The sequence below is a fragment of the Streptomyces sp. NPDC030814 genome (assembly GCF_055572155.1).
Genome location: NZ_JBVIDX010000002.1, coordinates 659,695 through 681,622, shown reverse-complemented (window position 1 = coordinate 681,622; position 21,928 = coordinate 659,695). Strand labels below are relative to the sequence as shown.

Genomic DNA, 21,928 nt, shown 5'->3' with positions numbered 1-21,928 from the left:
CTGTGCATAATCCCAGCTCTGTGCGCTGGGTGGTGGTTGCCGGTCACCGACGCCCCGAAGCCCACCTCGATGAGGGCGACGGACGTGTTCCGGATCTTCCGCTGGTGCAAGACGTGCTCCTGGGATGCGTGGGCGGGGCGCCGGTCAGCGTCTGACGTGCCCGCCCGCGATGAGCGCCTCGACCTCGGCGAGCGAGGCCATGGAGACGTCTCCGGGCGTGGTCATGGTGAGCGCGCCGTGGGCGGTGCCGTAGACCAGGGCGCGTTCCAGGCTGGCTCACGGCATCTCCGGACTACCTCCGCGTCGAAGCCGGGTGACACGACGAACCGTGCCCCGGCCCGCACCGCACGCTCCGCCTGCTGCGGAGTGAGGACGGTACCGGCGCCGACGGCCAGGCCGCCGTGGGCGGCCATCTCATTGAGCACCAGCTCGGCGTCGGTTGTGCGGAAGGTGACCTCCGCGCACCGGGCGCCGGCCAGCACGGAGGCCAGGTCGGCGCCGCTCATCGGCCCAGCCACCCACCGTCGACCGGAAGGATCGTGCCATGAACGTACGCTGCCGCGTCCGAGGCCAGAAAGCCGGTGGCGCCCGCGAGGTCGTCGGCGCTGCCCCAGCGGCCTGCCGGGATGCGGTCCAGGATCGCCTTGCTGCGCACCGGGTCGTCCTGGAGGGCCTGGGTGTTGTCGGTGGCGATGTAGCCCGGGGCGATGGCGTTGACGTTGACGCCGTGCGGCGCCCACTCGTTGGCCAGCGCCTTGGTGAGACCGGCGATGCCGTGTTTGGCGGCGGTGTAGCCGGGGACGGTGATACCGCCCTGGAAGCTGAGGAGGGAGGCCGTGAAGATGACCTTCCCCTGGCCGCGGGCCACCATCGCCGCGCCGACGGCCCGGGTCAGAGCGAACTGAGCGCTGAGGTTGACCTGGAGGACCAACTCCCAGTCCGCGTCGGCATGTTCGGCCGTCGGCACGCGGCGGATGGTGCCCGCGTTGTTGACCAGGATGTCCACCGGCCGCGCGCGCCCGGCGAGGTCCGCGCCGAGGGCCCGTACGGCGTCCGGGTCGGCGAAGTCGGTGCGGATCGCCTCGAAGGTGCGGCCGGCGGCGAGGACGTCCTTCTCCACCGCACTGCCGGACTCCCTTTCCGGTGAGGTCGAAGGCGGTCATACGGCGGCTCCCTGAGCGTCGTCGGTGCAGTCCACGAGGATCTTCATCACGTCGCCGCCGCCCTCCAGGGCCTCGAAGGCGGCGGGCGCCCGCGTGAGCGGCACGACCTTGCTGATCAGCCGGTCGGCCGGGATGGTGCCGTCGGCGACCAGGGTCACCGCCGTCTCGAAGTCGGAGCGGTCGTACAAACGGGCGCCCACGAGTGTCAGTTCGCGCCAGAAGAAGCGATGCAGGTTGACCTCACGGGGGCGGGAGTGGATGGCCACAAGACACAGGCGGCCCCGCACGCCCAGCACGTCGACCGCCGTGTCGACGCCGGCCGCCGCGCCGGACACCTCGAAGGCGACGTCCGCGCCCACGTCCCCGGTCCACTGCTCCACGAGCCGCGGCACGTCGACGTCGGCCGGGTTCCACGCCGTCAGTCCCAACTCCTCGGCGAGCAGCCGCCGGTGGGCGCTCAGCTCCACCACCCGGACCTCGGCGCCCGCGGCTCGCGCGACCAGCGCGATGAGGATGCCCACGGGGCCGCCGCCGACCACGACCACCTTCTCGCCCTCGGCGACCCGGGCCCGGCCCACGTCGTGCACAGCGACCGCCGTCGGCTCGACGAGCGCGGCACGGTCCAGGGGAAGGGAGTCGGGCAGCCGGATGAGCGTCGAGGCGGGCACTGTCCAGCGCTGCTGCATCGCGCCCGGAGAGTCGATGCCGATGAAGTCCAGGTGCTGGCAGATGTGCTGGTGGCCGTTGCGGCAGGCGGGGCAGGTGTCGTCCCAGCGCAGCGGCATCACGGTGACCGCGTCGCCCGGCTGCCAGCCCTCGACGCCCGGGCCGACGCGCAGGACAGGCCGGCCATCTCGTGTCCCAGGACGGCGGGCGCGGCCACCCGGGCGTCCATGTCGCCGTGGAAGATGTGCAGGTCGGTGCCGCAGATGCCGACGTACGCGGGAGCCACCTCCACCTCACCCGGTCCGGGAGAGGAAGGCCCCGCGGCAGCCGTGTCGAGGGCGCGGGCGGAGATGTAACGGACGGCGAGTGTCATCGTGTCGTCAGTGTCCCTTCAGCGCGGACGCCGATGGTCAGCAGCAGGTTGGCGTAGGTACGGGTGTCGGCGGTGACGACCGCCAGCGCCAGGTCGGGCGAGCGGGCGGCGTCGTAGAACTCGAAGCGCCCCAGCGTGTCGACCGGGACGGGCGCGAGCATCGAGCGGTACTCGGCGATGGCGGGCGGCTCCGGTTCGCCCTCGGGCGGCACCATGACGTGGGCCGCCTCGACGGGCAGGGCGCGCAGCAGGACGTCGAGGACGGTGGTGACGTCCAGCAGGCCGGGGGCCAGGTTGAGGTGGACGGTCCTGGCGCGCTCGCCGATGGCGGTGCTCGCCGGGTAGTGGCCGTCGGCGAGCAGGACGCGGGCGCCGTGGCCGGCTCCGGCAATGGCTTCGAGGATGCCGGGGTGCAGAAGTTCGGTCAGCAGCACGAGGCGTCCTCGTCCTTCTTGTCGGGGCGGTCTGTGGAAGGTGGTCGCCGTAGCGGAGAGCGCTGCCCGGCGCTCGCCGACGAAGAGTCGGCCGACACCTCGCGGCTGTGCGGCCCGTCTCCGGGACCATCTCCGTGCGGTGCGCAGTCGGGGACCAGGCCGGACGAGGCCGGCGCTCGCCGGCCTCCGCGAAGCGAGGAGCGGGCGCGACCGCCGGAGGGCGTCGACGCCGCAGAGGCGCCGGCTGGGCGCGTGACAGGACTCACCCCGCCGGTGAGGAGACGGCCCGAGTCCCGCGCATGAAGGGCGTCGACCAGGGGCGTCAGACACGGGTGGTCCAGACGGGGCCGTCGGGGTAGGCGTACTCCTTGAGGGACTCGGGGTGCATCTGTGCGCTCAGTCCGGGCAGGGTCGGCGCCAGGTAGTGGCCGTCGGCGATGCGGACCGGGTCGACGAAGTGCTCGTGCAGGTGGTCGACGTACTCGATGACGCGGTCCTCGGTGGTGCCGGAGACGGCGACGTAGTCGAACATCGACAGGTGCTGGACCATCTCGCACAGGCCCACCCCGCCCGCGTGGGGGCAGACCGGCACGCCGAACTTGGCGGCGAGCAGGAGGATCGCGATGTTCTCGTTGACGCCGCCGACCCTGGCGGAGTCGATCTGCACGATGTCCACCGCCCCGGCCTGCATCAGCTGCTTGAAGACGACCCGGTTGGCGATGTGCTCGCCGGTGGCGACCTTGATGGGGGCCACGGCCCTGCGGACGGCGGCGTGACCGAGTATGTCGTCGGGGGACGTGGGCTCCTCGATCCAATAGGGCTCGTAAGGGGCCAGGGCGCTCATCCAGTCGATCGCGGGCTGCACGTCCCATCGCTGGTTGGCGTCCACCGCGATGCGGATGCCGTCGCCGACCGTCTCACGGGCGGTGCGCATGCGCCGTACGTCGTCCTCCAGGTCCGCGCCGACCTTCAGCTTGATCTGGGTGAAACCGTCGGCAACGGCCTCGCGGGCCAGGCGGGCCAGCTTCTCGTCCGAGTAGCCGAGCCAGCCGGGGGTGGTGGTGTAGGCGGGGTAACCGCCCTCCAGCAGACGGTTGACGCGTTCGCCACGGCCCGGTTCGGCGCGCTTGAGAATGTCCAGGGCCTCCTCGGGGGTGAGGGCGTCGCTGAGCCAGCGGAAGTCGACCTGAGCGACCAGGCCTTCGGGCGACATTTCACCGAGGAAGCGCCACACGGGCTTGTCGGCACGCTTGGCGGCCAGGTCCCAGGCGGCGTTGACGACCGCGCCGGTGGCCATGTGGATGGCGCCCTTCTCGGGTCCCAGCCAGCGCAGTTGGGGATCGTGGACGAGAGAGCGGGAGAAGGCGCCGAGGTCGGCGCAGACCTCCTCGACCGAGAGTCCCACCACGTGCGGGGCCAGGGCCGCGATGGCGGCGGCCTGAACGTCGTTGCCGCGGCCGGTGGTGAAGGCCAGGGCGTGGCCCTCGAGTCCGTCGCCGGCGTCGGTGCGCAGGACGACGTAGGCGGCGGAGTAGTCGGGTTCGGGGTTCATCGCGTCCGACCCGTCCAGGTGCTCGGACGTCGGGAAACGCACGTCCAGCACGTCCAGGGCGGTGATACGGGCAGGGGTCGGGGGTGCCGGGGAAGCGGACGGGGCGGATGGCATGGCGCAACTCCAGTGCGGGCAGGGGCGATGCGGCCTCTGACGACGAGATGTGGGCGGCGGAGGAGGCCGGTTGGCCCGTCGCGATGCGCGAGATGGCCTGGGGAACACCACCCACTAAAGATAGGATGTATTTATAAAGCCTCACACGCCCTGCCGTCCAGAGTGCAAGGAAAGGAGCAGGTCAAATCGTTTTCCGTCGAGCAGGCCACGAGGCGCTCCCGCAAGAAGCATCCAACCAATCTCCGCTACTCCGTAGCGCGAACTCGCCACGGACGCCGGTAGGACATGGCATGCCCGACAGCGTCAAAGGCTTTGCATTCCTGCCCACTGATGGACATTCCCGTCATCCCGGGCCTGGTCAACGCCCACCCGCACACCTGGCAGACCGCGCTGCGCTCCGTGGGCGCCGACTGGACGCTGATGCAGTACCTCACCCACCTCGACGGCGAGCGCGTCGGGCACGACACCCCGTCCGACATGCGCATCAGCAACCTCGCCGGCGCACTGAACCAGCTCGACTGCGGTACGACCACCCTCGGCGACTGGTGCCACAACGTTGGGCCCTGGGCATGGCGGTCCAGGGCCCGCAGTGTTCCTCCCCCCGAGGCCGCGGTGGCCTATTCCCACGTCGGCGCGGCACGCGGGCTCGCCGTCTCGATGCACCAGAGCGGCGGGGAACCCGCACCCGGCTGGGAGGCCGTGCGCGCCGCCGGGCTGTTCCGCGCCCTCGCTCGGTACCGACATCGACACCGCCGTGCCCGGCAAGCTCCTCACCGCCGCCCGGACCGCCCCGGCCCACCAGCGCAACCTGGACCACGCCCGTCACCAGCAGACGACCGGAATGCACGCCTGCGTACTCGCATCCGCACCTTTGGGGATTTATGCGGGGTCGACATCGCCGGCCGCAGCAGCGGGACCGGGTCGGGGCGGCAGGACTCCATCAGCTCGGCTTGACGGACGAGTTCGGCCGGTCCGGCCAGGGGAACATCGTTCGGTCGCCGGTGACGTGCATGTCTGAGCTTGTCCTACCGTCCAGGCGTGGGCCCGAGACGGTCATTCGTAAGATCGTCGGGCCCAGGGCCGGGCACAGCGGTCAGCTCGTGGCCGTCCGATGGGTGCACGCACACTGTCCCGCAGACACCGGTTCAGCTGTTGAACGGGCGCGTTTCTCCGGGTGTGCGGCCGAAACGGCTCCGGAAGACCCGGGTGAAGTGGGCCTGACTGGCAAAGCCCCAGCAATGGGCGACTTCGGCGATCGTCAGATGGCGGGAGCTCGGATCGGCGAGCACCTGCCGGGCCTTGCCGAGCCGCTGTTCGAGGATGTATCGGGAGGGGCTCACCCCGGTCGGCTGGAAGATACGGCTGAGGTGCCGCGCGGACACTCCGATCGCCTCCGCGACCATCCCCGAGCTCAGCCCGGGGTCGGTAAGGTGCCGGGCTATGTAGTCCTTGGCCACCGCCAGCTGGGAGAGCATGGCGGGCGACGCGGAACCGCCCAGCCTCGGTGCGGCCAGCGTACGGACGAGGTCCAGCACGGTGGCCTGAGTGCTGACCGAGTCCTCGCCGCCCTGCCCCGTGACCCAGTCGGCCAGTACCGCCTCCAGTGCGGAAGCCTGGGCACCTTCGGCGGCCGACCCCGTGCCGAGCAGTATCGGTGCGGACACCTCGCCGGAGGCACACTGCGCGGCGAACACCTCACGCGGAATGTCCACCAGCAACTGACGCATGGGAGAGGGGAACCCGAACAGATAGGGCCGCCTCGTGTCGTAGAGAATCAGGTCGCCCGTCCGCAGGGTGACGCAGCCGCCCTCGTGGAAGAACACCCCGCTGCCCGCCGTCAACAGCGTGACGAAGATCGAGTCCTTCGGCAGGGCCTGGCAGGTCCGTGGGGTCCGTTCGATGACGTGCTCGTTGCCGGCGATCTCGGCCAGCCGCAGGTCCCCCAGCTCGACGTTCGTCTCCGTGGCCAGCAGGCCCTCCCGCGAGTACGACGAGCATGTCAAGCCCACCAGAGCCTGGCGGTTGTGTTCCTCCCAGAAGTCGATGCGGTCCGCCGGATCGACCGACTGCGTGGACACGCGGGAGACGATAGGCAGGTTCACCTGAGTCTCCTTTCCGGCCCGTGCTTCCCTGATGACTGTGGTGCAGGACTGTTCTGCCGTGACAACAGGGAGTCGATCCGGCCGCTGGGCTGGGCCTCGTGCTCTGACGTGAGGGGCCGTCGGAGGTGCCTGGTGCTGTCTCCGGGCGAGAGTACCTCCCGGTGCGCTGCCGCGTCACGGCTCGCGCAGGCGGGGGCACGGCGTCCGAGCCCGGTGCCGGCGCGTTCACGCGGCTGCCGTCCGTCGTGTGCTCGGCCGGCCGGGACCGGTCAGTCGGGAGGCGCCGTCCCGGGGCCGGCCGGAGTGCGAGCCGGGGGCGCGCCGGCCGGCCCACGCCTGCACGATCGCGGTGAGCCCAGGTCAGCACCTCCTCCCGCTAGCCGAGGTCGTATGCGTCGCGGTCTCGGCTGACGCCGTGCAGGGGACGAGGTGGTCGAGGCCGTCACGGTGTGCGGCGGGGTCGACCAGGATCTTGACCTGGTTTCCCCGACCGTCCAGCAGCGCCTCGAAGCCGTGGGGGACCAGGGCGTCGAGGGCGATGGTCGAGGTGACGACCGGTGTCAGGTCCAGCCCTCGCTCGGCGACGAGCCGGATGAGTTCCGGATAGGTCTCGCGGTAGCCGACGCTGGCGACGATCGACTGCTCGTTGTTGACCAGTGCGAAGGTGTCCAGGGACACCTGAGGGGCCAGCCCGACGAGGACGACCCGGCCGCCGCCCCGGGTCGCGGCCAGGCAGGTGCGCAGGGCGCTCTCGGATCCGACCACTTCGAACGCGACATCGACGCCCTCACCGCCGGTCAGCTCACGGATCCGCTCCCCGGCTCTTTCCTCCACGCCGGCGTCGACCAGATCGGTGGCGCCCAGCCCGGCGGCGCGGTGCAGGCGAGCCGGGGAAACGTCGACGGCGACGATGCGCCGCACCTCGCGTTCGGCGGCGAGCCGGACGGTGAGCAGGCCGACCGGGCCCAGGCCGACCACCGCCACTGTCTCGGGCAGGGCCCCGGCGCGCCGTAGGGCGTGCAGGGCGACCGAGGCTGGTTCGAAGAGCGCGGCCTGCTCCAGCGACACGTTCTCGGGGAGGCGGTGCGCCATATAGGCGGGGATGGCGGCGTACTCGGCCATGCCGCCGTTCCCCATCAGCCCGGCGAACCCGAAGTGTCGGCAGATGTTGTACTCACCTGCCCGGCACCGTGGGCACTCCCCGCACCGGTAGTTCGGTTCGACCGCCACCCGGTCGCCGACCGTCAGGTCGGTCACCGACGCCCCGAGGGCCACTACGGTCCCACAGAACTCGTGGCCGAGGACGAGCGGAGCTGTGACGCCGGAAGCCGGATGCGGCTTCGCGACGGGGATCGCGTGTGGTCCGTCGACGTACTCGTGCAGGTCGCTGCCGCAGATGCCGCAGTAGGCGACCTTGATGAGCACCTCGCCGCGCCCGGGTGTGGGAGCGTCCACCTCGGCTATCCGGACGTCCCCGGCTCCGTACCAGACAGCGGCCCGCATACGCCGCGTGTCGGCCCTCATTCGGCCGCTCCCGCCACCACCGCGCCCGGGCCGACCGCGGCCTCGGCCCGGGCGGCCCGCCGACGCAGCACGCCCGGCGCGGTCTCCCGCAGGCCGAGGGAGAGCAGAACGACGGCGACGGCGCCGCCGGCGGAGATGAACATGGCCGTCTGCAGGCCCCAGACGTCCGACGCGCGCCCGGCGATCACCGGAGCGAGGAAGCCACCGGCCAGCTCGCCGACTCCCATGACCAGGCCGAGTGCGGTGGCCAGCGCGCCACGGGGCACCGTCTCGGCGGGGATGGTGGCCATGAACAGGGTGAAACAGCCGAGCCCGGTGTAGCTGAGCACGATGACCAGGCCCAGCACAACAGGATCGGTGACGTAGACCACTGCCAGCGGACACAGGGCCGCTGTCGCGGAGAAGGCGATCATGGTCGCCTTGCGGCCGATGCGGTCGGAGACGGCCGGGGTGAGGAACCCCCACAGGACCCACCCCACTCCCAGGCAGGTCATGACGCCGCTCATGGTGCTCGGGGAGAAACCCTTGACGGTCAGCAGGTACGTAGGGGTGAAGGTGACGATGACGATGAACCAGGTCAGGTAGCAGCACGCGATCGCCATGCACAGGACGATGTTGCGGTGTCCCAGAACCTCCCGCACCGACGGCTTGGAGGCGGCCGTCGTCTCGGGGACGGCCTCGGCATCGACGGTGGCGACCTGGATCCGGCCGCCGGGCGGCACCTCCCTGACCGACTTGGCGATCCAGACCGCGATGAGCAGACCAGGCACGATCGTCACGAGCAAGGCCGTGCGCCAGCCATGGAGCTCAGCCAGCCACACCACCGCCAGCGGGGCGAGGATCCCGCCCATCAGGCCTGCCGACGAGCCCTGGAGCAGCCCCATGTTGAGACCGCGACGGCTCTCCCGGGACGCCTCCACCATCAGTGACTGGGCCAGCGGCAGCACGGCTCCCTCCGCCACGCCCATCAGGGCCCGGGCGACGAGGAGGCCGAGGAAGCCCGTCATCAGCCCGCCCGCCGCGGAGAAGCAGGAGAAGAGGACCACCGCGGCGATCAGAATGGGTTTGCGTCTGCCGAGCTTGTCCGACAGCCGGCCGGCGACCAGCCCGGACAGTGCCCAGGTGAGGGCCAGCACTCCGGACAGGGTGCCCAGTTCGGTGTTGGACAGATGGATCTCCTTGCTGATGAACGGGGCAAGGAACGGCAACGCCTGGCGGTCGAAGAAGACGAATCCGAAGGCCAGGAAGAGGATCAGCAGCAGCCGGTTCTCATAGCGGTGTGCTGCACCGTCGGTGTCCGCGGGCGCTTCTGCGTCGGGCCGCACACGGGTACGGATACGTGACATCGGAACCTCGTTCGGAGCGGCGGGACCGGGGTCACCGGAAGAGTGAGTTGACGTAGTCGGCACCGATGCCGACCTTCTCGTAGTGGTTCCTGCACAGCTCGATGTAGTCGTGGACATCGAAGTAGCCGGTGGTGTTGCCGTCCTCGTCCAGCCAGATCAACGGCCCCTTGACGATGAAGAACGCCTTCATCGGCTCGTCGCTCTCGTAGGCCACCAGCGTGTGTCCCTCGCCGGGGGCCTCGTAGACGAAGTCACCGGCCCGCGCGGTCCAGGGCCGCTCCAGGTAGCCCCACTTGCCGGAGATCGTGTACGCGAACACCTCGTGCGGGTGGTAGTGCCGGTTGACGAGTCCGGCCTGCTTGGCGCAGAGGATGTCGGCCCAGGAGTTGTCCTTGACGTTGATCCACAGCGGGCGCGAGCCGACGGTCTCGCTGAGCGGTGCGTAGTACCGGTCGTCGTCGGTGGCCACCTGGGACAGATAGACCTCCGGCTGCGCGTCGGGCTTCACCGAGTCGGTGATCGGCTTGAGGCCCTTCCAGAATTCCGACCTGGCTTCCTCGGGCATGTTTCGGCTCCTTTTCGTCGAGGTGGCCGATAGTGAACCCCTAGAGCCGTGGCCAGGTCTTTCCCGTGGGAGACATGGCGGATTGCCTGTTTGGGACATGCGCCGCCTCCACGACCTCCAGTGCGCGGCGGTGGGCCGGCTCCCCCACCTACCCGCCGGGGTGTCATACCTGAGGCGTACAAGTGATCAGCGCCGAGTGGCACCGCGGTACCACTGGGGCGGGCAAGTGTCCCCCGTAGTCCCAGGCTTCGGGATGGCCGCGCTCCTAACGTCGACTGCACAGGCCGCGGCGCTCGCCCGGCCGAGTCCGAGGGGAAAGGCCCACTCCCATGATCGAAGCGCGTGAGCTGACCAAACGGTACGGCGACAAGACCGTCGTCGACGAGTTGAGTTTCACCGTCAAGCCCGGTGAGGTCACCGGCTTCCTCGGCCCCAACGGTGCCGGCAAGTCCACCACCATGCGCATGATCGTCGGCCTGGATTCCCCCACCAAGGGCTCGGTGACGGTCAACGGCAAGTCGTACGCGAAGCACATGGCACCGCTGCACGAGATCGGCACCCTGCTGGAGGCCAGGTCGGTCCACCCCGGCCGCAGCGCGTTCAGCCATCTGATGGCGCTCGCGTACACGCACGGCATTCCGCGCCGCCGGGTCGACGAGGTCATCGAACTGGCCGGACTGACCAGCGTGGCCGGTAAGCGGGTCGGGGCCTTCTCGCTCGGCATGGGCCAGCGGCTCGGTATCGCGGCGGCCCTGCTCGGCGACCCCGCGATCGTCATGCTCGACGAGCCGGTCAACGGCCTGGACCCCGAGGGCGTGCTGTGGGTGCGCAATCTGCTGCGTTCGCTGGCCGACGAGGGCCGGGCGGTGATGCTCTCCTCGCACCTGATGAGCGAGACGGCGATGATCGCGGACCATCTGGTGATCATCGGCCGTGGGCGGCTGCTCGCGGACACCACCGTCGACGACTTCACCCGGGAGGCAAGCGGCGGCGGCGTGAAGGTCGCCTCCGCCGAGGCCGGCAGGCTGCGCTCGCTGCTGGCGGGGCCGGACATGACGATCTCCTCCTCGTCCGCCGAGGAACTCCTGGTCTTTGGACGCGATGCCCGGGAGATAGGGCGGATCGCGGCCGAGCACGGGGTGGCGTTGTACGAGCTCACCCCGCAGGCCGTCTCGTTGGAGGCGGCGTTCATGGACCTGACCAGGGACGTCGTCGAGTACCAGAGCCATCCCGTCGAGACCGAGCGAAAGGCAGCCTGATGACCGTCACCGAACTCTCCCCCGCCCGGACCAACACCCCGGCCTACAAGGTCACCGGTCCACGGGTGCTGCGCGCGGAGTGGGCCAAGTTCTGGTCGCTGCGCTCCAGTTGGATCACCCTCGCTGTCGCCGTGGTCCTGCTAATCGCCCTCGGCTCGATCGCCTCCGCCACCTACAGCCCCGACGCGCCTGCCCAGGACGGACCGCCCGGACCGGGTTCCGGCGAGCAGGACGCGGTCAGCCTCGCCCTGCTCGGGGTGACCTTCGCGTCGCTGGCCGTCGGTGTGCTCGGCGTCCTGTTGTCGGCCGGCGAGTACACCACCGGCATGATCCGCTCCACCCTCACCGCCGTCCCCCGCCGCCTGCCGGTCCTGTGGTCCAAGGCCGCCGTGATCGGCGCCGTCATCCTGGTCCTGACCACGCTCGGCGCCCTCGCCGCGTTCCAACTGGGCACCCTGGGCCTGGACGGCGAGAAGATCGCCCTGTCCCTGAGCGACGACGGTGTACTGCGCAGCCTGGCCGGTGCCGGCCTCTACCTCGCCCTGGTCGCCGTCGCGGGCGTCGCCCTGGGCATGCTGCTGCGCTCCAGCGCCGGGGCGATCGCGGTCCTGGTCGGCGTCCTGCTCATCCTCCCGGGCCTGGCCTCCCTGCTGCCCGACTCCCTCTACGACAACATCAACCCCTACTTCCCCAGCAACGCGGGCTCGGCGATGTACGCCCTGCACGACTCCTCCGACGCCCTGTCCCCCGGAGCGGGACTCGCCGTCTTCGCCGGGTGGGTGGCCCTCACCCTCGCCGGAGCCGCCTGGCGGCTCCTCAAGAACGACGCCTGAACGGCGGTGCGAGACAGTGGGATCATGAGACAGACGCCCGCGACCATCACCCGGGGGACGACCACCGCGCCGTCCCCCGGGCTCGCCGACGCCTGGGCACACCCCCTCCTGGGCCGGATACTGCGCGGTCGGAGCGCCCGACGCCGACTGGACCAGCGGCATCCGTGGGTGCTCGACACCGCGGTCGTCCTCGTCGTCGCCCTGTTCAGCCTCCCCGACCTGCTCTCACCCAGCCGCCACGGCCCCTTCGGGGACACGACGGACCGCAGCCACTTGCCGATGCCGGTGCTGGTCGCCTTCGCCGTCGCGCTCGTCGTACCGCTGTGGTGGCGCCGCAGGGCCCCGGCCGCCACGTACTGGGTGATCTCCGCGGTGTTGCTGGCTCAGTGGTCGCTGGGTGTGTGGCAGCAGACCGGCATGCCCGCGCTCATCGCCCTCTACAGCCTTGCCCTGCACGGATCACTGCGCGCGCTCGGCGTGGCCGCCGCTCTCACCACGGCCGAACTGGCCATGGCGGTGGGGCTACTGGCCCCTGTCGAGCACCCGTTCCTCGGTCTCTTCTTCCTGATGGGCACGGCGACGGCGGCCATCGCCATCGGCCTGACGCTGCGGATCCGCCGCCTCTACCTCGCGGCACTCGAGGACCGGGCCACACGCCTGGAGATCGAGCAGGTCCAGCGCATCCGGCTCACCACCGCCGCCGAACGCACCCGCATCGCCCGGGAGATGCACGACATCGTCGGCCACAACCTCTCCGTCATGGTCAGCGTCGCCGACGGCGCCGCCACCCTCGCCGCCAACCGCGGCGAGACGTCCGCCGACGCCCTGCGCATCCTCGCCGACACCGGCCGCCAGGCGATGAGCGAACTCCGGCAGGTCCTCGGCGTGCTGCGCGACGAGCGGGGCCCTGAAGAGGACGAGCGGCTGCTCGGCCCACAGCCCGGCATCCGGGACCTGGACGCGTTGCTGACGCGCGTTCGAGCGGCGGGGCTGCCCGTGACCTACCGGACGACGGGCGACCTCGACGCCCTCGGCAGCGGCGTTCAGCTCACCGTGTACCGCATCGTCCAGGAAGCCCTCACCAACACCCTTAAACACGCCAGGCCGGCCGCCACGGCCGATGTCGCCGTCACCACGGACACCGACACCGTGCACATCAAGGTCGCCGACACCGGCGCAGCCGCCGCCGGGGCGCGGTCCGGCGACGCCGGGCACGGCCTCGTCGGCATCCGCCAGCGGGCCGCCATGTACGGCGGCACCGTCACCCTCGGCCCGCGTGCCGCCGGCCACGGCTGGCTCGTCGACGTCGTCCTCGAAGTACCCCCAGGAGATCATCAGCCATGACCACCGTCCTCATAGCTGACGACCAGCCCCTGCAACGCATGGGCGTGCGTATGCTTTTGGAGGGCACGCCCGGCCTGACCCCGGTCGGCGAGGCGGGACACGGCGCAGAGGCCGTCCGATTGGCTGCCGAACTGCGCCCCGACGTCGTCCTCATGGACATCCGCATGCCCGGCATGGACGGCATCGAGGCCACCCGTCGCATCATCGCCGCGGGCGGCCGCACCCGCGTCCTCATCGTCACCACTTTCGACCTCGACGAGTACGCCTACGACGGCCTGCGCGCCGGCGCCGGCGGCTTCCTGCTCAAGGACGCCCGCCCCGAGGAACTCGTCGCCGGCATCCACGCGGTCGCCACCGGCGACGCCGTCGTCTCCCCCCGCCTCACCCGTCGCCTCTTGGACGCCTACACCAACCGGGTCCTGGCCCCCGCGGACAGGCCACCCGCCCAGGACCCCCGCCTGAAGACCCTCACCGACCGCGAACGCGAAGTCCTCGTCGCCATCGGCCAGGGCTGGACCAACACCGAAATCGCCGAGCGCCTCGTCCTGACCGAATCCACTGTCAAGAAGCACGTGGGCCGCGTACTCGCCAAGATCGGCGCCCGCGACCGCATCCAGGCCGTCATCACGGCGTACGACACCGGCCTGGTCAGAGCCAAGTCGTAGCCGACCAATACCTGCCGCGGACCGCTCCGAGCCGTCAGCCGCGGGCCGGAGCGGACGTCGACATCCGGTGAGCGGCGCACCTGCTCGCGCGACACCCGTTCCGTGGTCCGGCTTGGCGAACGGGTTCCCGCACGGATATCCGAGCCGCTGGTCACCGGTGCCCTGGGCCTGCAGGAGGGGACGGCCGTCGCACCGAAGTACCTGACGCCGGTGCCCGACGCGTAGGTCGCGAGGATCAGCACGCGGGTACGGCCGCCGACGGCGACGTTCCGGCCGGTGGCCTCCACGCCGTCGGTGCCGAGCGGGAACGGCATGGCCCTCTTGGAGTGGCGAGCCGGCCGTCGGAGCCGGCTGCAGCGGGTCGCCCCGGCCGATCTGTGCATCGAGCCTGCTACCGGCTCCAAGATCCGCCGGACGGGCACCCGGCCGAGTTCACCGGTCCCTTGGCGCCCCCGTCGCGAGGAGTCCGTTGACCACGAGCGTCGCCAGCGCCTCCGCTGTGTCGGTGAGCTGCTGCGACGAGACGGATTCCGGTCGGCCGAGGCGCCGCGCCAGGGGGCCCTCCACCATTCCCGCGACGGGCGGGATGACAGCGAAGAACAGCACGTCCTTCGCAATGGGCGCCATGCGTCCGGAGGCGACGAGCCGCTCGATGCTGGGCGTCATGAGCTGCAGGGTCGGAGCGACGAAGCGCTCGTACAGGTAATCCAGCCGTTCGGTGTCCCGGGAGGACTCGTCGACGAAGACGCGTCCGATCAACGGCGTGTCCGCCGCGGCGCGGTAGAAGCCGGTGACGATCTGGCGCAGCCGCTCGGCATCGTCGATCCCGGAATCCGCCTGTAGCAGGCCCTCCAGTTGCGGGCCCAGCGCATGGTCCATGACCGCACGCCAGAAGGCCGCCTTCGACCCGTACCGGTCGTTGATGAAGTTGTGGCTGACGCCCAGGCGGCGGGCCAGTTCACGTGCGGAGGCACGGTCGTAGCCCAGCTCCGCGAAGGCCTCGAGGCCCCGCTGGAGGATGCTCTCCTCCTCGGGCACCGCCGGAGTGCCGGCCCCTGGGCGCCCCGGCCGCCTGACGGACTCGGTTCGTACTCCCATCACTGCCTCCATGACTGCTGTGGTTCGGTCCTGCGCGGCGTGCACCTCACAGGCGTCGTTCGTCGGCCTCGCGCTCTTCCCGAAGAGACCTGCCTCGGCCGCCTGCGGGGGTTGCCGGCAGCCCAACCCTGGGGCCACGAGAAAAAGCTTACTTGACACCTGTCAGATTGACACTAATCTGACAGGTGTCAGAGGTTGTTCGTGACGGACATCCCCACCTTCCCGACCGGCACGGGGAACTGAGTGCGTCCGACGCCCTGGTCGCACCTTGCCGGAAGTGAGAGAGCCACATGCCCGCGAACCACACCCCCCACACACCCTTCGAACGAGTGATTGCCCTGGAAGCGGCGGGCCGCCGGCCCTCCCTGAAGGCCGACCGCCTGGCGCCGCTGGTCACCGCCGGGGATCCGCTCGCCGACGCCGTCATCGCCGAACTGGACCTCTACGGCCCCGAGGCGCGGCAGGCTCTCGACGCCGGTCTCAGGAAAGGGCTGGCAGGTCTCGGCGAGCAGCCCCCGGAAGCCGTCGCCGAGCTGCTGGAGCAGGTGGAGACGGCCCCTTCCTGGGTCGACCCTCTGATGCTCCACCGCGGCGATGTCGTGAGCCTGTCGGTCCCGCCCATGTGGTTCGGGCTGTGCGCGATCACCAGCGCGCTGGCGCACACCTACGCATCCCCGGCCACCGCACGGCTGCTGACGCGAGCCGACAGGCCCACGCCGACCGTTTCGCCTCGGCTCGCGGAGACCGGGGTGTGGGTGCGGCAGGCCATCCGACCGGGTGGGCTGCTGCGTGGAGGGCCCGGGTACGTGGCCACCGTCGAGGTTCGGCTGCGCCACGCCCGCATGCGGGCCGCCTCCCTCACGGAATGGGACATGGGCGTCCCGGGTCTGCCGATCGGACAGCTCGACATGGCACGCACCTGGCTCGGCTTCACCCTCTTCGCCTTCCAGGCCCTGGCAGCCGTCGGCATCGACATCACTGCCGAGGAGGAGAAGCACCTCTACCGGTACTGGTCCTACGTCGCCCACCTCCTCGGGCTCGACGCGTGCCTGTACAAGGACGTCACCGACCACGCCGACGCCCGCCGTCTGCAGGACCTGCTGAACACCATGACGGCCACACCCGATGACACCTCACGCGCTGCGACAGCCGCCATGATCGGCGCACAGGCCCACGCGACGGCTCACGCGCCGGGCGCGGTCCTGTCCGAGGAGCAGCTGGAAGACCTCATCCACCGCGTGCTGCGGCGGTCCCTCGGGAACACGGCAGCAGACCGGCTGGGCATCCCCGACGTCCCGGCCGCGACCGACCTGATGCCGCTGATCAGCACCTTGAACCGGCAGGCCCGGTACTGGCAGACCTTCTCCCCCGCCTCGGCGCAGGCAGCCCGCCGACAGGCCGCCGAAGAGCCCGGGCCCGAATCGCAACCGATCGCGGCTGTCCTTCCCCTCGGTGTCGCTCTTCAGCGCCGTGCGGGAGTCCGTCGCTCAGGTACGCCGGCGGCCTGACGGCTACGCGATCACAGACCGCGTCACGTGACGAGCTCCAACGAAGCAGCCGTCCGCATCACATCACCGCACCTTCTGCTCCTTGACCACTTTTCTGGAGACTTCGTCATGTCGCAAACGTCCCTCGACACACCGGCCGAGGCCACCGTGTCCCCGCTCCCGTCCTCCGGCGCACCACCTCGCCATCGCTGGTGGATCCTCACCGTCATCGGCGTGGCCCAGCTCATGGTGGTGCTCGACTCGACGATCGTGAACATCGCCCTGCCCTCGGCCCAGAAGGACTTGGGCTTCTCCGACGGCGACCGGCAGTGGGTCGTCACCGCCTATGCCCTCGCCTTCGGCAGCCTGCTGCTGCTCGGCGGACGCATAGCCGACCTGTTCGGCCGTAAGATCACCTTCCTGGTCGGACTGGTCGGCTTCGCCGGGGCCTCCGCCTTGGGCGGCGCCGCGAACAGCTTCGAGATGCTGGTCGCCGCGCGCGTCGGTCAGGGCCTGTTCGGGGCCTTGCTCGCCCCGGCCGCGATGTCGCTGCTGACCACGACGTTCACCGACCCCAAGGAGCGCGCAAGGGCCTTCGGTGTCTACGGCGCCGTCGCCGGCGCCGGCGGTGCCATCGGCCTGCTGCTCGGCGGTGTGCTCACCGAGCACCTCGACTGGCGCTGGACCCTTTACGTCAACCTCGTCTTCGCCGGTGCGGCGTTCCTCGGAGGTGCCCTCCTTCTGCGCCGTTCCCACCGCGACAAGACCACCAGCCTGGACATCCCCGGCGCCATCCTCGTCGGCGGCGGCCTGTTCAGCCTGGTCTACGGCTTCGCCAACGCCGAGAGCCATGACTGGAGTTCGCCGCAAACGTGGGGCTGGCTGGTCGCCGGAGTCGTCCTGCTCGCAGCGTTCACCGTGTGGCAGACCAGGTCCTCCCATCCTCTGCTGCCCCTGCGCGTGCTGCTCGACCGCAACCGCGGCGCCTCCTTCATCGCCGTGTTGATCAGCGGCGCCGGCATGTTCGGGGTGTTCCTCTTCCTCACCTACTACCTGCAGCAGAGCCTCGGCTACACGCCCTTCGAGACCGGGCTGGCCTTCCTGCCCATGACCGGCGCGCTGGTGATCAGCTCCACCCTTGCCACCAGTGTGCTGATCCCCCGCATCGGCCCCAAGCCGGTGGTCCCGCTCGGCATGGGCCTGGCCGCCGCCGGCATGGTCTGGATGACCGCCCTCGAACTGCACAGCTCCTACGTCACGGACATCCTGCCGACTCTCGTCGTGGTGGGTCTCGGCCTCGGCCTGGTGATGCCCCCTGGCATGAGCCTGGCCGTCACAGGCGTGGACGCCGAGCATTCCGGGGTCGCCTCCGCCACCGTCAACGCCATGATGCAGGTCGGCGGCTCCATCGGCACCGCCCTGCTCAACACCCTCGCCACCAGCGCCGCCACCGGCTATCTGACCGGCAAGGACCCCAGGGACCCCGCGGTGCAGGCCCATGCGGGCCTGGAGGCCTACTCCACCGCCTACTGGTGGTCGGCCGTCTTCTTCGCCGTCGGACTGGTCATCAGCGTCATCCTCTACCGACGCGGCGTGCCGGAGCAGGACCCGGACGCCGCCCCCGTCGTACACATGTGACGTCCGAGAAAGGGCCGAACCGACCCGGTGCAACGGGTCGGTTCGGCCCTTTGGGCGCGCCGGCGTCGCCGGTCCTCTGCGGCGGGAAGTCGTACAGCCGACGTGGGGCGTCGGCCGCCGACGGAGGTGGGCGACCGGCATCCTGGTCGAGCGCACCAGCCCGCTACGGGCATCGCGCGCGGCGACTAGACCCCCGCCGAAGCCATACCAGAATCACCCACAGGCCCATTGACCAGGTGATTCGCAACGACTGCGGGATGCCGCCTGCCGCCCGTCCCCGGTGGGAGAGCGGGCGGCAGGCTGGAGGTCGCCCGAGAGCGTCGGCCTCCTTGTCGGCGGGGTCAGCTCGACACGCGGAACGTGGCGTCGCTGCGTGCTGTCGCGGTGGTGATCGGGTCCAGCCGCAGTTCGTAGGCGTAGTGGCGGATGTAGCGGTCGGGGAAGTTGTACGACTGGAAGGAGGACCAGGTGGAGTCGGCGAGGCCGGCGACCTGGCGGAAGGTGGCGTCGGCGGCGAACTGGGCGGTGCCGTCGTTGCGGACCAGTTGGAAGTCGTAGTTGGAGTGGCGCAGGAAGTACCCGGGGTAGTTCACCGACTCGAAGGAGACGGTTCCCGAGCCCGCCAGGCCGGGCCGCAGTCGGAACTTGGCGTCGTCGCTGGTGATGTTCTGGTCGATGCGCACGTCGAAGTTGGCGTGCCGCACGTACCGGTCCTGGAAGTTGTACGACTGGAGCCGGTTGGCCGCGGACCAGCGGGCGAGCACGCGGCTCTCCTCGGCGGCCGTCAGGTTCAGGATCGAACCGTGGCGCTTCTTCGTCCCGCCCATGTTGTAGCTGCCCGCCGCCGGAATCTGGTAGGTGCCGGGGGCGGAGGGGTTGGTCGTCGTGACCGGCATGTAGCCGCGTCCTGTGGCGTACTGGTCGAGGTAGAGCGCCCACTCGTTGCGGTCGCGGAACTTCATCCACATCGGGCCCTCGACCGTGTTGCCGGGTCCCTGTGTGCCGGTCAGGCCGATGCCGGAGAGGTTGCCGAGATGCGTCCAGGTCCCGAGGATCGAGTTGCTGCCTTCCAGGGTGATCTGGCCGTCACCGGAGGCCCGCACGTAGCGGTAGTTGCCCACACCGGCCGGCACCTCGACGATCTGGGTGTCGATGAGTTCCTGGCTGCCGGGGCGGTCGATGTAGATCTGCGGGGTGGTGATGGTGCGGAAGTCGCTGGTGCGGGCGTAGAAGATACGGTGCTTCGTCGCGCCGTTGAGGGGCACGTTCGTCGCCCAGTACAGGACGTAGTCGTTGGTGGCCGGGTTCCAGATCGCCTCCGGCGCCCAGGCGTTGCGCCCGTCGGGGATCGCGCCGGCGACGTTGAGCAGCCACGGCTGCGACCAGTTGACCAGGTCCGTCGACTCCCACACCACCAGGTTGCGGCTGCCGTTGTTGATGGAGTCCGCCCACGACTGCCCGCAGGCGATGCACAGGTCGGTCGCGATGATCCAGTACTTGCTGCCGTCGGGTGAGCGGACCAGTGCGGGGTCACGCACCCCCTTCGTGCCGACCGTGGAGCGCAGGGTCACTCCCCCGCCGTTGAGGTCGTTCCAGTGCAGGCCGTCGATGCTGTGCGAGAAGTAGATCTGCTGACCGTTCGACCCCTCCCCGATGAAGTGCGCCATCAGGTAACCCGGGTCGGCGGCGGCCGCCTGCTGGGGTGTGGCCAGGACTTGGGAGGTGAAGAGCAGGCAGGCGGCGACCAATATCGCCGACAGCCGTGCGAAAACAGCGGACATGCGCATTTCCTGTCGTTCTACCATGCCAATGTCGGGTGAGAAGAGCAGTGGGATGGCATGGGCGGCTCGGTGTTGAGGGGACTACGCGGCTACCGGACGACTTTTCTCTCCACCGAGGCGCAGGGGGCCGTCGGAGGGGCGCGACGCCAGCGTTTTGTTCGAAACCTCGGACATCGTTCGTAAAGTCGGGCATATTCAAATGGGAGGAGAGGGACGCGTCAATACCTTTGCCAACTGTGTTCGCGGACCCGAGGGGGCGGTTGCGCTCGGCGAGCGCGGTGACGCAGCACGCGGTCCGGCCACTGAGGGGCGATGGATGTGGTTGGTGGCCGAGCGCACGGATCTTCAACGTGTTTCCGCGCAAGGTGTTGACACCCGCTCGGCAGCTCCCGACTTCCCCACGTGTGCGCGGCACGCCCCCAGCGGCGGTCATGACATGACCGGTACGGCCCAGGCGGGGTACCACGGGGTGGTCACCTCCGTGGTACCCCGCCGTTCGCCGGACCCTTTCCACCGCGACGACAGCGAACCCGGCCCGGTCCTGTGTCGATGGCAGGCACCGGCCCGTGCCAGCCGGTTCAGCCGGTCAGGCGTCGGAACTGCTGGTTGGTGCCGGTGCCGCAGGGCCACTGGATCAGACGAGCGCCGTTGACGGTGGAGGCGTCCTTGACGTCCAGGCACTTGCCGCTGTGCCGGGCCACCATGCGGTAGTAGCCGCCTCCCTGGTCCTCGAACCGCCACTGCTGGTTGGTGCCCGTCGTACAGCGGTACTGATTGACGAAGGCACCGTCGGCAGTGGAGTTGCCCCCGACATCCAGACACTTGCCGCTGTGCTGGGCGAGCACACGGACGTAGCCGCCCCCCGCGTCCTGCAGCCGCCACTGCTGGTTGAGGCCACCGCCGCAGGTGTACTGGAGGGCGACCGCGCTGTCGGCGGCCGAGTTGTCGGTGATGTCGAGGCACTTGCCGCTGTGCCGGGCGACCAGGTTGTAGTAGGGGCCGCCGCCCACTCCGCTGACCGTGCCGGCGGCGGTGTCGATGGCGATCTGCGGGTACCACGGCAGGTTCATGGTGGTCCGGGTCGGGAAGGTCAGCGGCAGCCAGACGTACTGGGAGTCGTTGACCGTGCCGCCCATGGAGTTGCCCCAGCGGTCACCCATGTACAGGTACGAAGTGCCCTGTGTGCCCTGGACGGGCAGGACGAACGTGGTCTGGGAACCGTAGCCGGTGTCGTCCCCGGCGTTGGCCATCGCGGTCCACGGACCGGTGATGCTGGTCGCGGTCGCGTACTTCTGCTGGTTGGGCTTCCAGCCGCTGTTGCCGGAGGTGAGCATGAAGTAGACGCCGTCCCGCTTGAACAGCGCCGGTGCCTCCCTGAAAGTGCCCGCCCAGGGGTTGGCGACCAGGCTGCCGTAACCGGTGTAGTCGGCGGTGAGCCTGTAGATGTGCAGGTCGGCGTTGCCGACCGCGGAGGTGATCTGGTACGCGGTGCCGTCGTCGTCCTTGAACAGGGTCATGTCCCGGGACGTGGTGCCGGACGGCGGCCGGAAGCTGCCCCTCCATGTGTAGTCACCATCGACGGTGTCGGAGACGGCGACCGCGGCACGGGCCTGGGTGTAGTCGCTGCCGTTCTCCTTGTGCATCCACATCACGAACTTGCCGGTGGTGCTGTTGAAGATCACCTTCGGCCGCTCGATGTTGGCGACCGCCAGCTCAGGATCGCTGGCCTGCGTCAGCGCGTGGTTGCGGAACTCCCAGTTCCTCAGGTCCGTGGAGCGGTAGACGGAGACGGCCTTGAAGGTGTTGTCGGCGTTGCGGTTCTCACCGAACCAGTAGTAGGAGGAGCCGACCTTGATCACCCCGCCGCCGTGGGCGTGCACCACGGCTCCCGTGGTGTCGGTGAACTGCGTCCCGTTGGTCACGGTGACCGTGGCGGCCTGAGCCGGCACGCCGCCGACCAACAGCGCGAACACGCCCAGGAAGA

The 21,928-nt window shown here is 70.0% G+C and carries 17 protein-coding genes and 3 pseudogenes; 7 read left to right on the top strand and 13 right to left on the bottom strand.

Going from position 1 to position 21,928, the window contains the following annotated elements:
* Positions 1-144: 144 nt before the first annotated feature.
* From ACZ43N_RS06335 to ACZ43N_RS06310, 6 genes and pseudogenes are all read right to left on the bottom strand, one after another.
* Positions 145-273, bottom strand: a pseudogene (locus ACZ43N_RS06335) (sugar kinase); the annotation flags it as partial.
* Positions 222-506 (bottom strand): hypothetical protein, encoded by a 285-nt coding sequence (locus ACZ43N_RS06330; RefSeq protein WP_468095358.1) that lies wholly within the window; start codon positions 504-506, stop codon positions 222-224. The pseudogene ACZ43N_RS06335 and the gene ACZ43N_RS06330, both read right to left, overlap by 52 nt.
* Positions 503-1,135, bottom strand: a pseudogene (locus ACZ43N_RS06325) (SDR family oxidoreductase); the annotation flags it as partial. The gene ACZ43N_RS06330 and the pseudogene ACZ43N_RS06325, both read right to left, overlap by 4 nt.
* Before the next feature lie 24 nt (positions 1,136-1,159).
* Positions 1,160-2,202: pseudogene (locus tag ACZ43N_RS06320) on the bottom strand (zinc-dependent alcohol dehydrogenase).
* On the bottom strand, positions 2,199-2,636 hold the full coding sequence (locus ACZ43N_RS06315) for an RbsD/FucU domain-containing protein (RefSeq protein ID WP_468095357.1): 438 nt from the start codon (positions 2,634-2,636) through the stop codon (positions 2,199-2,201). Before ACZ43N_RS06315 ends, ACZ43N_RS06320 begins: the two are co-directional and overlap by 4 nt.
* A gap of 322 nt (positions 2,637-2,958) precedes the next feature.
* Positions 2,959-4,302 (bottom strand): enolase C-terminal domain-like protein, encoded by a 1,344-nt coding sequence (locus ACZ43N_RS06310; protein WP_468095356.1) that lies wholly within the window; start codon positions 4,300-4,302, stop codon positions 2,959-2,961.
* A gap of 330 nt (positions 4,303-4,632) precedes the next feature.
* On the opposite strand from ACZ43N_RS06310, the gene ACZ43N_RS06305 reads away from it, so the two are divergent.
* Positions 4,633-5,256, top strand: a complete 624-nt coding sequence (locus tag ACZ43N_RS06305; RefSeq protein WP_468095355.1) for a hypothetical protein — start codon at positions 4,633-4,635, stop codon at positions 5,254-5,256.
* A gap of 191 nt (positions 5,257-5,447) precedes the next feature.
* Here the strand turns inward: ACZ43N_RS06305 and ACZ43N_RS06300 are convergent, their stop codons facing one another.
* The 4 genes from ACZ43N_RS06300 to ACZ43N_RS06285 all read right to left on the bottom strand — a co-directional run bounded on the left by ACZ43N_RS06300 (position 5,448) and on the right by ACZ43N_RS06285 (position 9,839).
* A complete protein-coding gene (locus tag ACZ43N_RS06300; RefSeq protein WP_468095354.1) occupies positions 5,448-6,404 on the bottom strand; it encodes a helix-turn-helix domain-containing protein in 957 nt (318 codons plus the stop codon).
* A 360-nt stretch (positions 6,405-6,764) separates the two neighbouring features.
* The gene (locus ACZ43N_RS06295) at positions 6,765-7,928 is read right to left on the bottom strand and encodes a 2,3-butanediol dehydrogenase (RefSeq protein WP_468095352.1); all 1,164 of its coding nucleotides are present in this window, start codon (positions 7,926-7,928) and stop codon (positions 6,765-6,767) included.
* Entirely contained in the window at positions 7,925-9,274 is a 1,350-nt protein-coding gene (locus tag ACZ43N_RS06290; protein WP_468095351.1) for an MFS transporter, read from the bottom strand. Before ACZ43N_RS06290 ends, ACZ43N_RS06295 begins: the two co-directional genes overlap by 4 nt.
* A 31-nt stretch (positions 9,275-9,305) precedes the next feature.
* Positions 9,306-9,839 (bottom strand): 2,4'-dihydroxyacetophenone dioxygenase family protein, encoded by a 534-nt coding sequence (locus ACZ43N_RS06285; RefSeq protein ID WP_436949512.1) that lies wholly within the window; start codon positions 9,837-9,839, stop codon positions 9,306-9,308.
* A gap of 329 nt (positions 9,840-10,168) precedes the next feature.
* Between ACZ43N_RS06285 and ACZ43N_RS06280 the strand changes: the two genes are divergently transcribed.
* From ACZ43N_RS06280 to ACZ43N_RS06265, 4 genes are read left to right on the top strand one after another with little or no spacing between them, the layout of a single operon-like run.
* Positions 10,169-11,098 (top strand): ABC transporter ATP-binding protein, encoded by a 930-nt coding sequence (locus ACZ43N_RS06280; RefSeq protein WP_468095350.1) that lies wholly within the window; start codon positions 10,169-10,171, stop codon positions 11,096-11,098.
* Positions 11,098-11,931, top strand: coding sequence for an ABC transporter permease (locus ACZ43N_RS06275; protein WP_468095348.1), 834 nt, complete (start codon positions 11,098-11,100; stop codon positions 11,929-11,931). Before ACZ43N_RS06280 ends, ACZ43N_RS06275 begins: the two co-directional genes overlap by 1 nt.
* 24 nt (positions 11,932-11,955) lie before the next feature.
* Positions 11,956-13,275: a sensor histidine kinase gene (locus ACZ43N_RS06270; protein ID WP_468095346.1), complete on the top strand. Its 1,320-nt coding sequence runs from the start codon at positions 11,956-11,958 to the stop codon at positions 13,273-13,275.
* Positions 13,272-13,940 (top strand): response regulator, encoded by a 669-nt coding sequence (locus tag ACZ43N_RS06265; protein ID WP_468095345.1) that lies wholly within the window; start codon positions 13,272-13,274, stop codon positions 13,938-13,940. Before ACZ43N_RS06270 ends, ACZ43N_RS06265 begins: the two co-directional genes overlap by 4 nt.
* 432 nt (positions 13,941-14,372) lie before the next feature.
* On the opposite strand, the gene ACZ43N_RS06260 is transcribed toward ACZ43N_RS06265, so the two are convergent.
* Complete coding sequence (locus tag ACZ43N_RS06260; RefSeq protein WP_468095344.1) at positions 14,373-15,038, bottom strand: TetR/AcrR family transcriptional regulator; 666 nt, start codon at positions 15,036-15,038, stop codon at positions 14,373-14,375.
* A 329-nt stretch (positions 15,039-15,367) separates the two neighbouring features.
* Between ACZ43N_RS06260 and ACZ43N_RS06255 the strand changes: the two genes are divergently transcribed.
* Positions 15,368-16,546, top strand: a complete 1,179-nt coding sequence (locus tag ACZ43N_RS06255; protein ID WP_468095343.1) for an oxygenase MpaB family protein — start codon at positions 15,368-15,370, stop codon at positions 16,544-16,546.
* 108 nt (positions 16,547-16,654) lie between these two features.
* Positions 16,655-18,163, top strand: coding sequence for an MFS transporter (locus ACZ43N_RS06250; RefSeq protein WP_468095342.1), 1,509 nt, complete (start codon positions 16,655-16,657; stop codon positions 18,161-18,163).
* A 341-nt stretch (positions 18,164-18,504) separates the two neighbouring features.
* On the opposite strand, the gene ACZ43N_RS06245 is transcribed toward ACZ43N_RS06250, so the two are convergent.
* Both ACZ43N_RS06245 and ACZ43N_RS06240 read right to left on the bottom strand, forming a co-directional pair.
* Entirely contained in the window at positions 18,505-19,944 is a 1,440-nt protein-coding gene (locus tag ACZ43N_RS06245) for a glycoside hydrolase family 43 protein (RefSeq protein WP_468095341.1), read from the bottom strand.
* Between the two features lie 578 nt (positions 19,945-20,522).
* Complete coding sequence (locus tag ACZ43N_RS06240) at positions 20,523-21,923, bottom strand: RICIN domain-containing protein (RefSeq protein ID WP_468095535.1); 1,401 nt, start codon at positions 21,921-21,923, stop codon at positions 20,523-20,525.
* Positions 21,924-21,928: the final 5 nt, after the last annotated feature.

What these genes read in the sequence shown, in the direction of transcription:
- ACZ43N_RS06270 (WP_468095346.1), top strand. Translation starts at nt 11,956, where the DNA reads ATGAGACAGACGCCCGCGACCATCACCCGGGGGACGACCACCGCGCCG.
- ACZ43N_RS06295 (WP_468095352.1), bottom strand. Translation starts at nt 7,928, where the DNA reads ATGAGGGCCGACACGCGGCGTATGCGGGCCGCTGTCTGGTACGGAGCC.
- ACZ43N_RS06250 (WP_468095342.1), top strand. Translation starts at nt 16,655, where the DNA reads ATGTCGCAAACGTCCCTCGACACACCGGCCGAGGCCACCGTGTCCCCG.
- ACZ43N_RS06275 (WP_468095348.1), top strand. Translation starts at nt 11,098, where the DNA reads ATGACCGTCACCGAACTCTCCCCCGCCCGGACCAACACCCCGGCCTAC.
- ACZ43N_RS06330 (WP_468095358.1), bottom strand. Translation starts at nt 506, where the DNA reads ATGAGCGGCGCCGACCTGGCCTCCGTGCTGGCCGGCGCCCGGTGCGCG.
- ACZ43N_RS06265 (WP_468095345.1), top strand. Translation starts at nt 13,272, where the DNA reads ATGACCACCGTCCTCATAGCTGACGACCAGCCCCTGCAACGCATGGGC.
- ACZ43N_RS06280 (WP_468095350.1), top strand. Translation starts at nt 10,169, where the DNA reads ATGATCGAAGCGCGTGAGCTGACCAAACGGTACGGCGACAAGACCGTC.
- ACZ43N_RS06260 (WP_468095344.1), bottom strand. Translation starts at nt 15,038, where the DNA reads ATGGGAGTACGAACCGAGTCCGTCAGGCGGCCGGGGCGCCCAGGGGCC.
- ACZ43N_RS06310 (WP_468095356.1), bottom strand. Translation starts at nt 4,302, where the DNA reads ATGCCATCCGCCCCGTCCGCTTCCCCGGCACCCCCGACCCCTGCCCGT.
- ACZ43N_RS06245 (WP_468095341.1), bottom strand. Translation starts at nt 19,944, where the DNA reads ATGTCCGCTGTTTTCGCACGGCTGTCGGCGATATTGGTCGCCGCCTGC.
- ACZ43N_RS06285 (WP_436949512.1), bottom strand. Translation starts at nt 9,839, where the DNA reads ATGCCCGAGGAAGCCAGGTCGGAATTCTGGAAGGGCCTCAAGCCGATC.
- ACZ43N_RS06305 (WP_468095355.1), top strand. Translation starts at nt 4,633, where the DNA reads ATGGACATTCCCGTCATCCCGGGCCTGGTCAACGCCCACCCGCACACC.
- ACZ43N_RS06290 (WP_468095351.1), bottom strand. Translation starts at nt 9,274, where the DNA reads ATGTCACGTATCCGTACCCGTGTGCGGCCCGACGCAGAAGCGCCCGCG.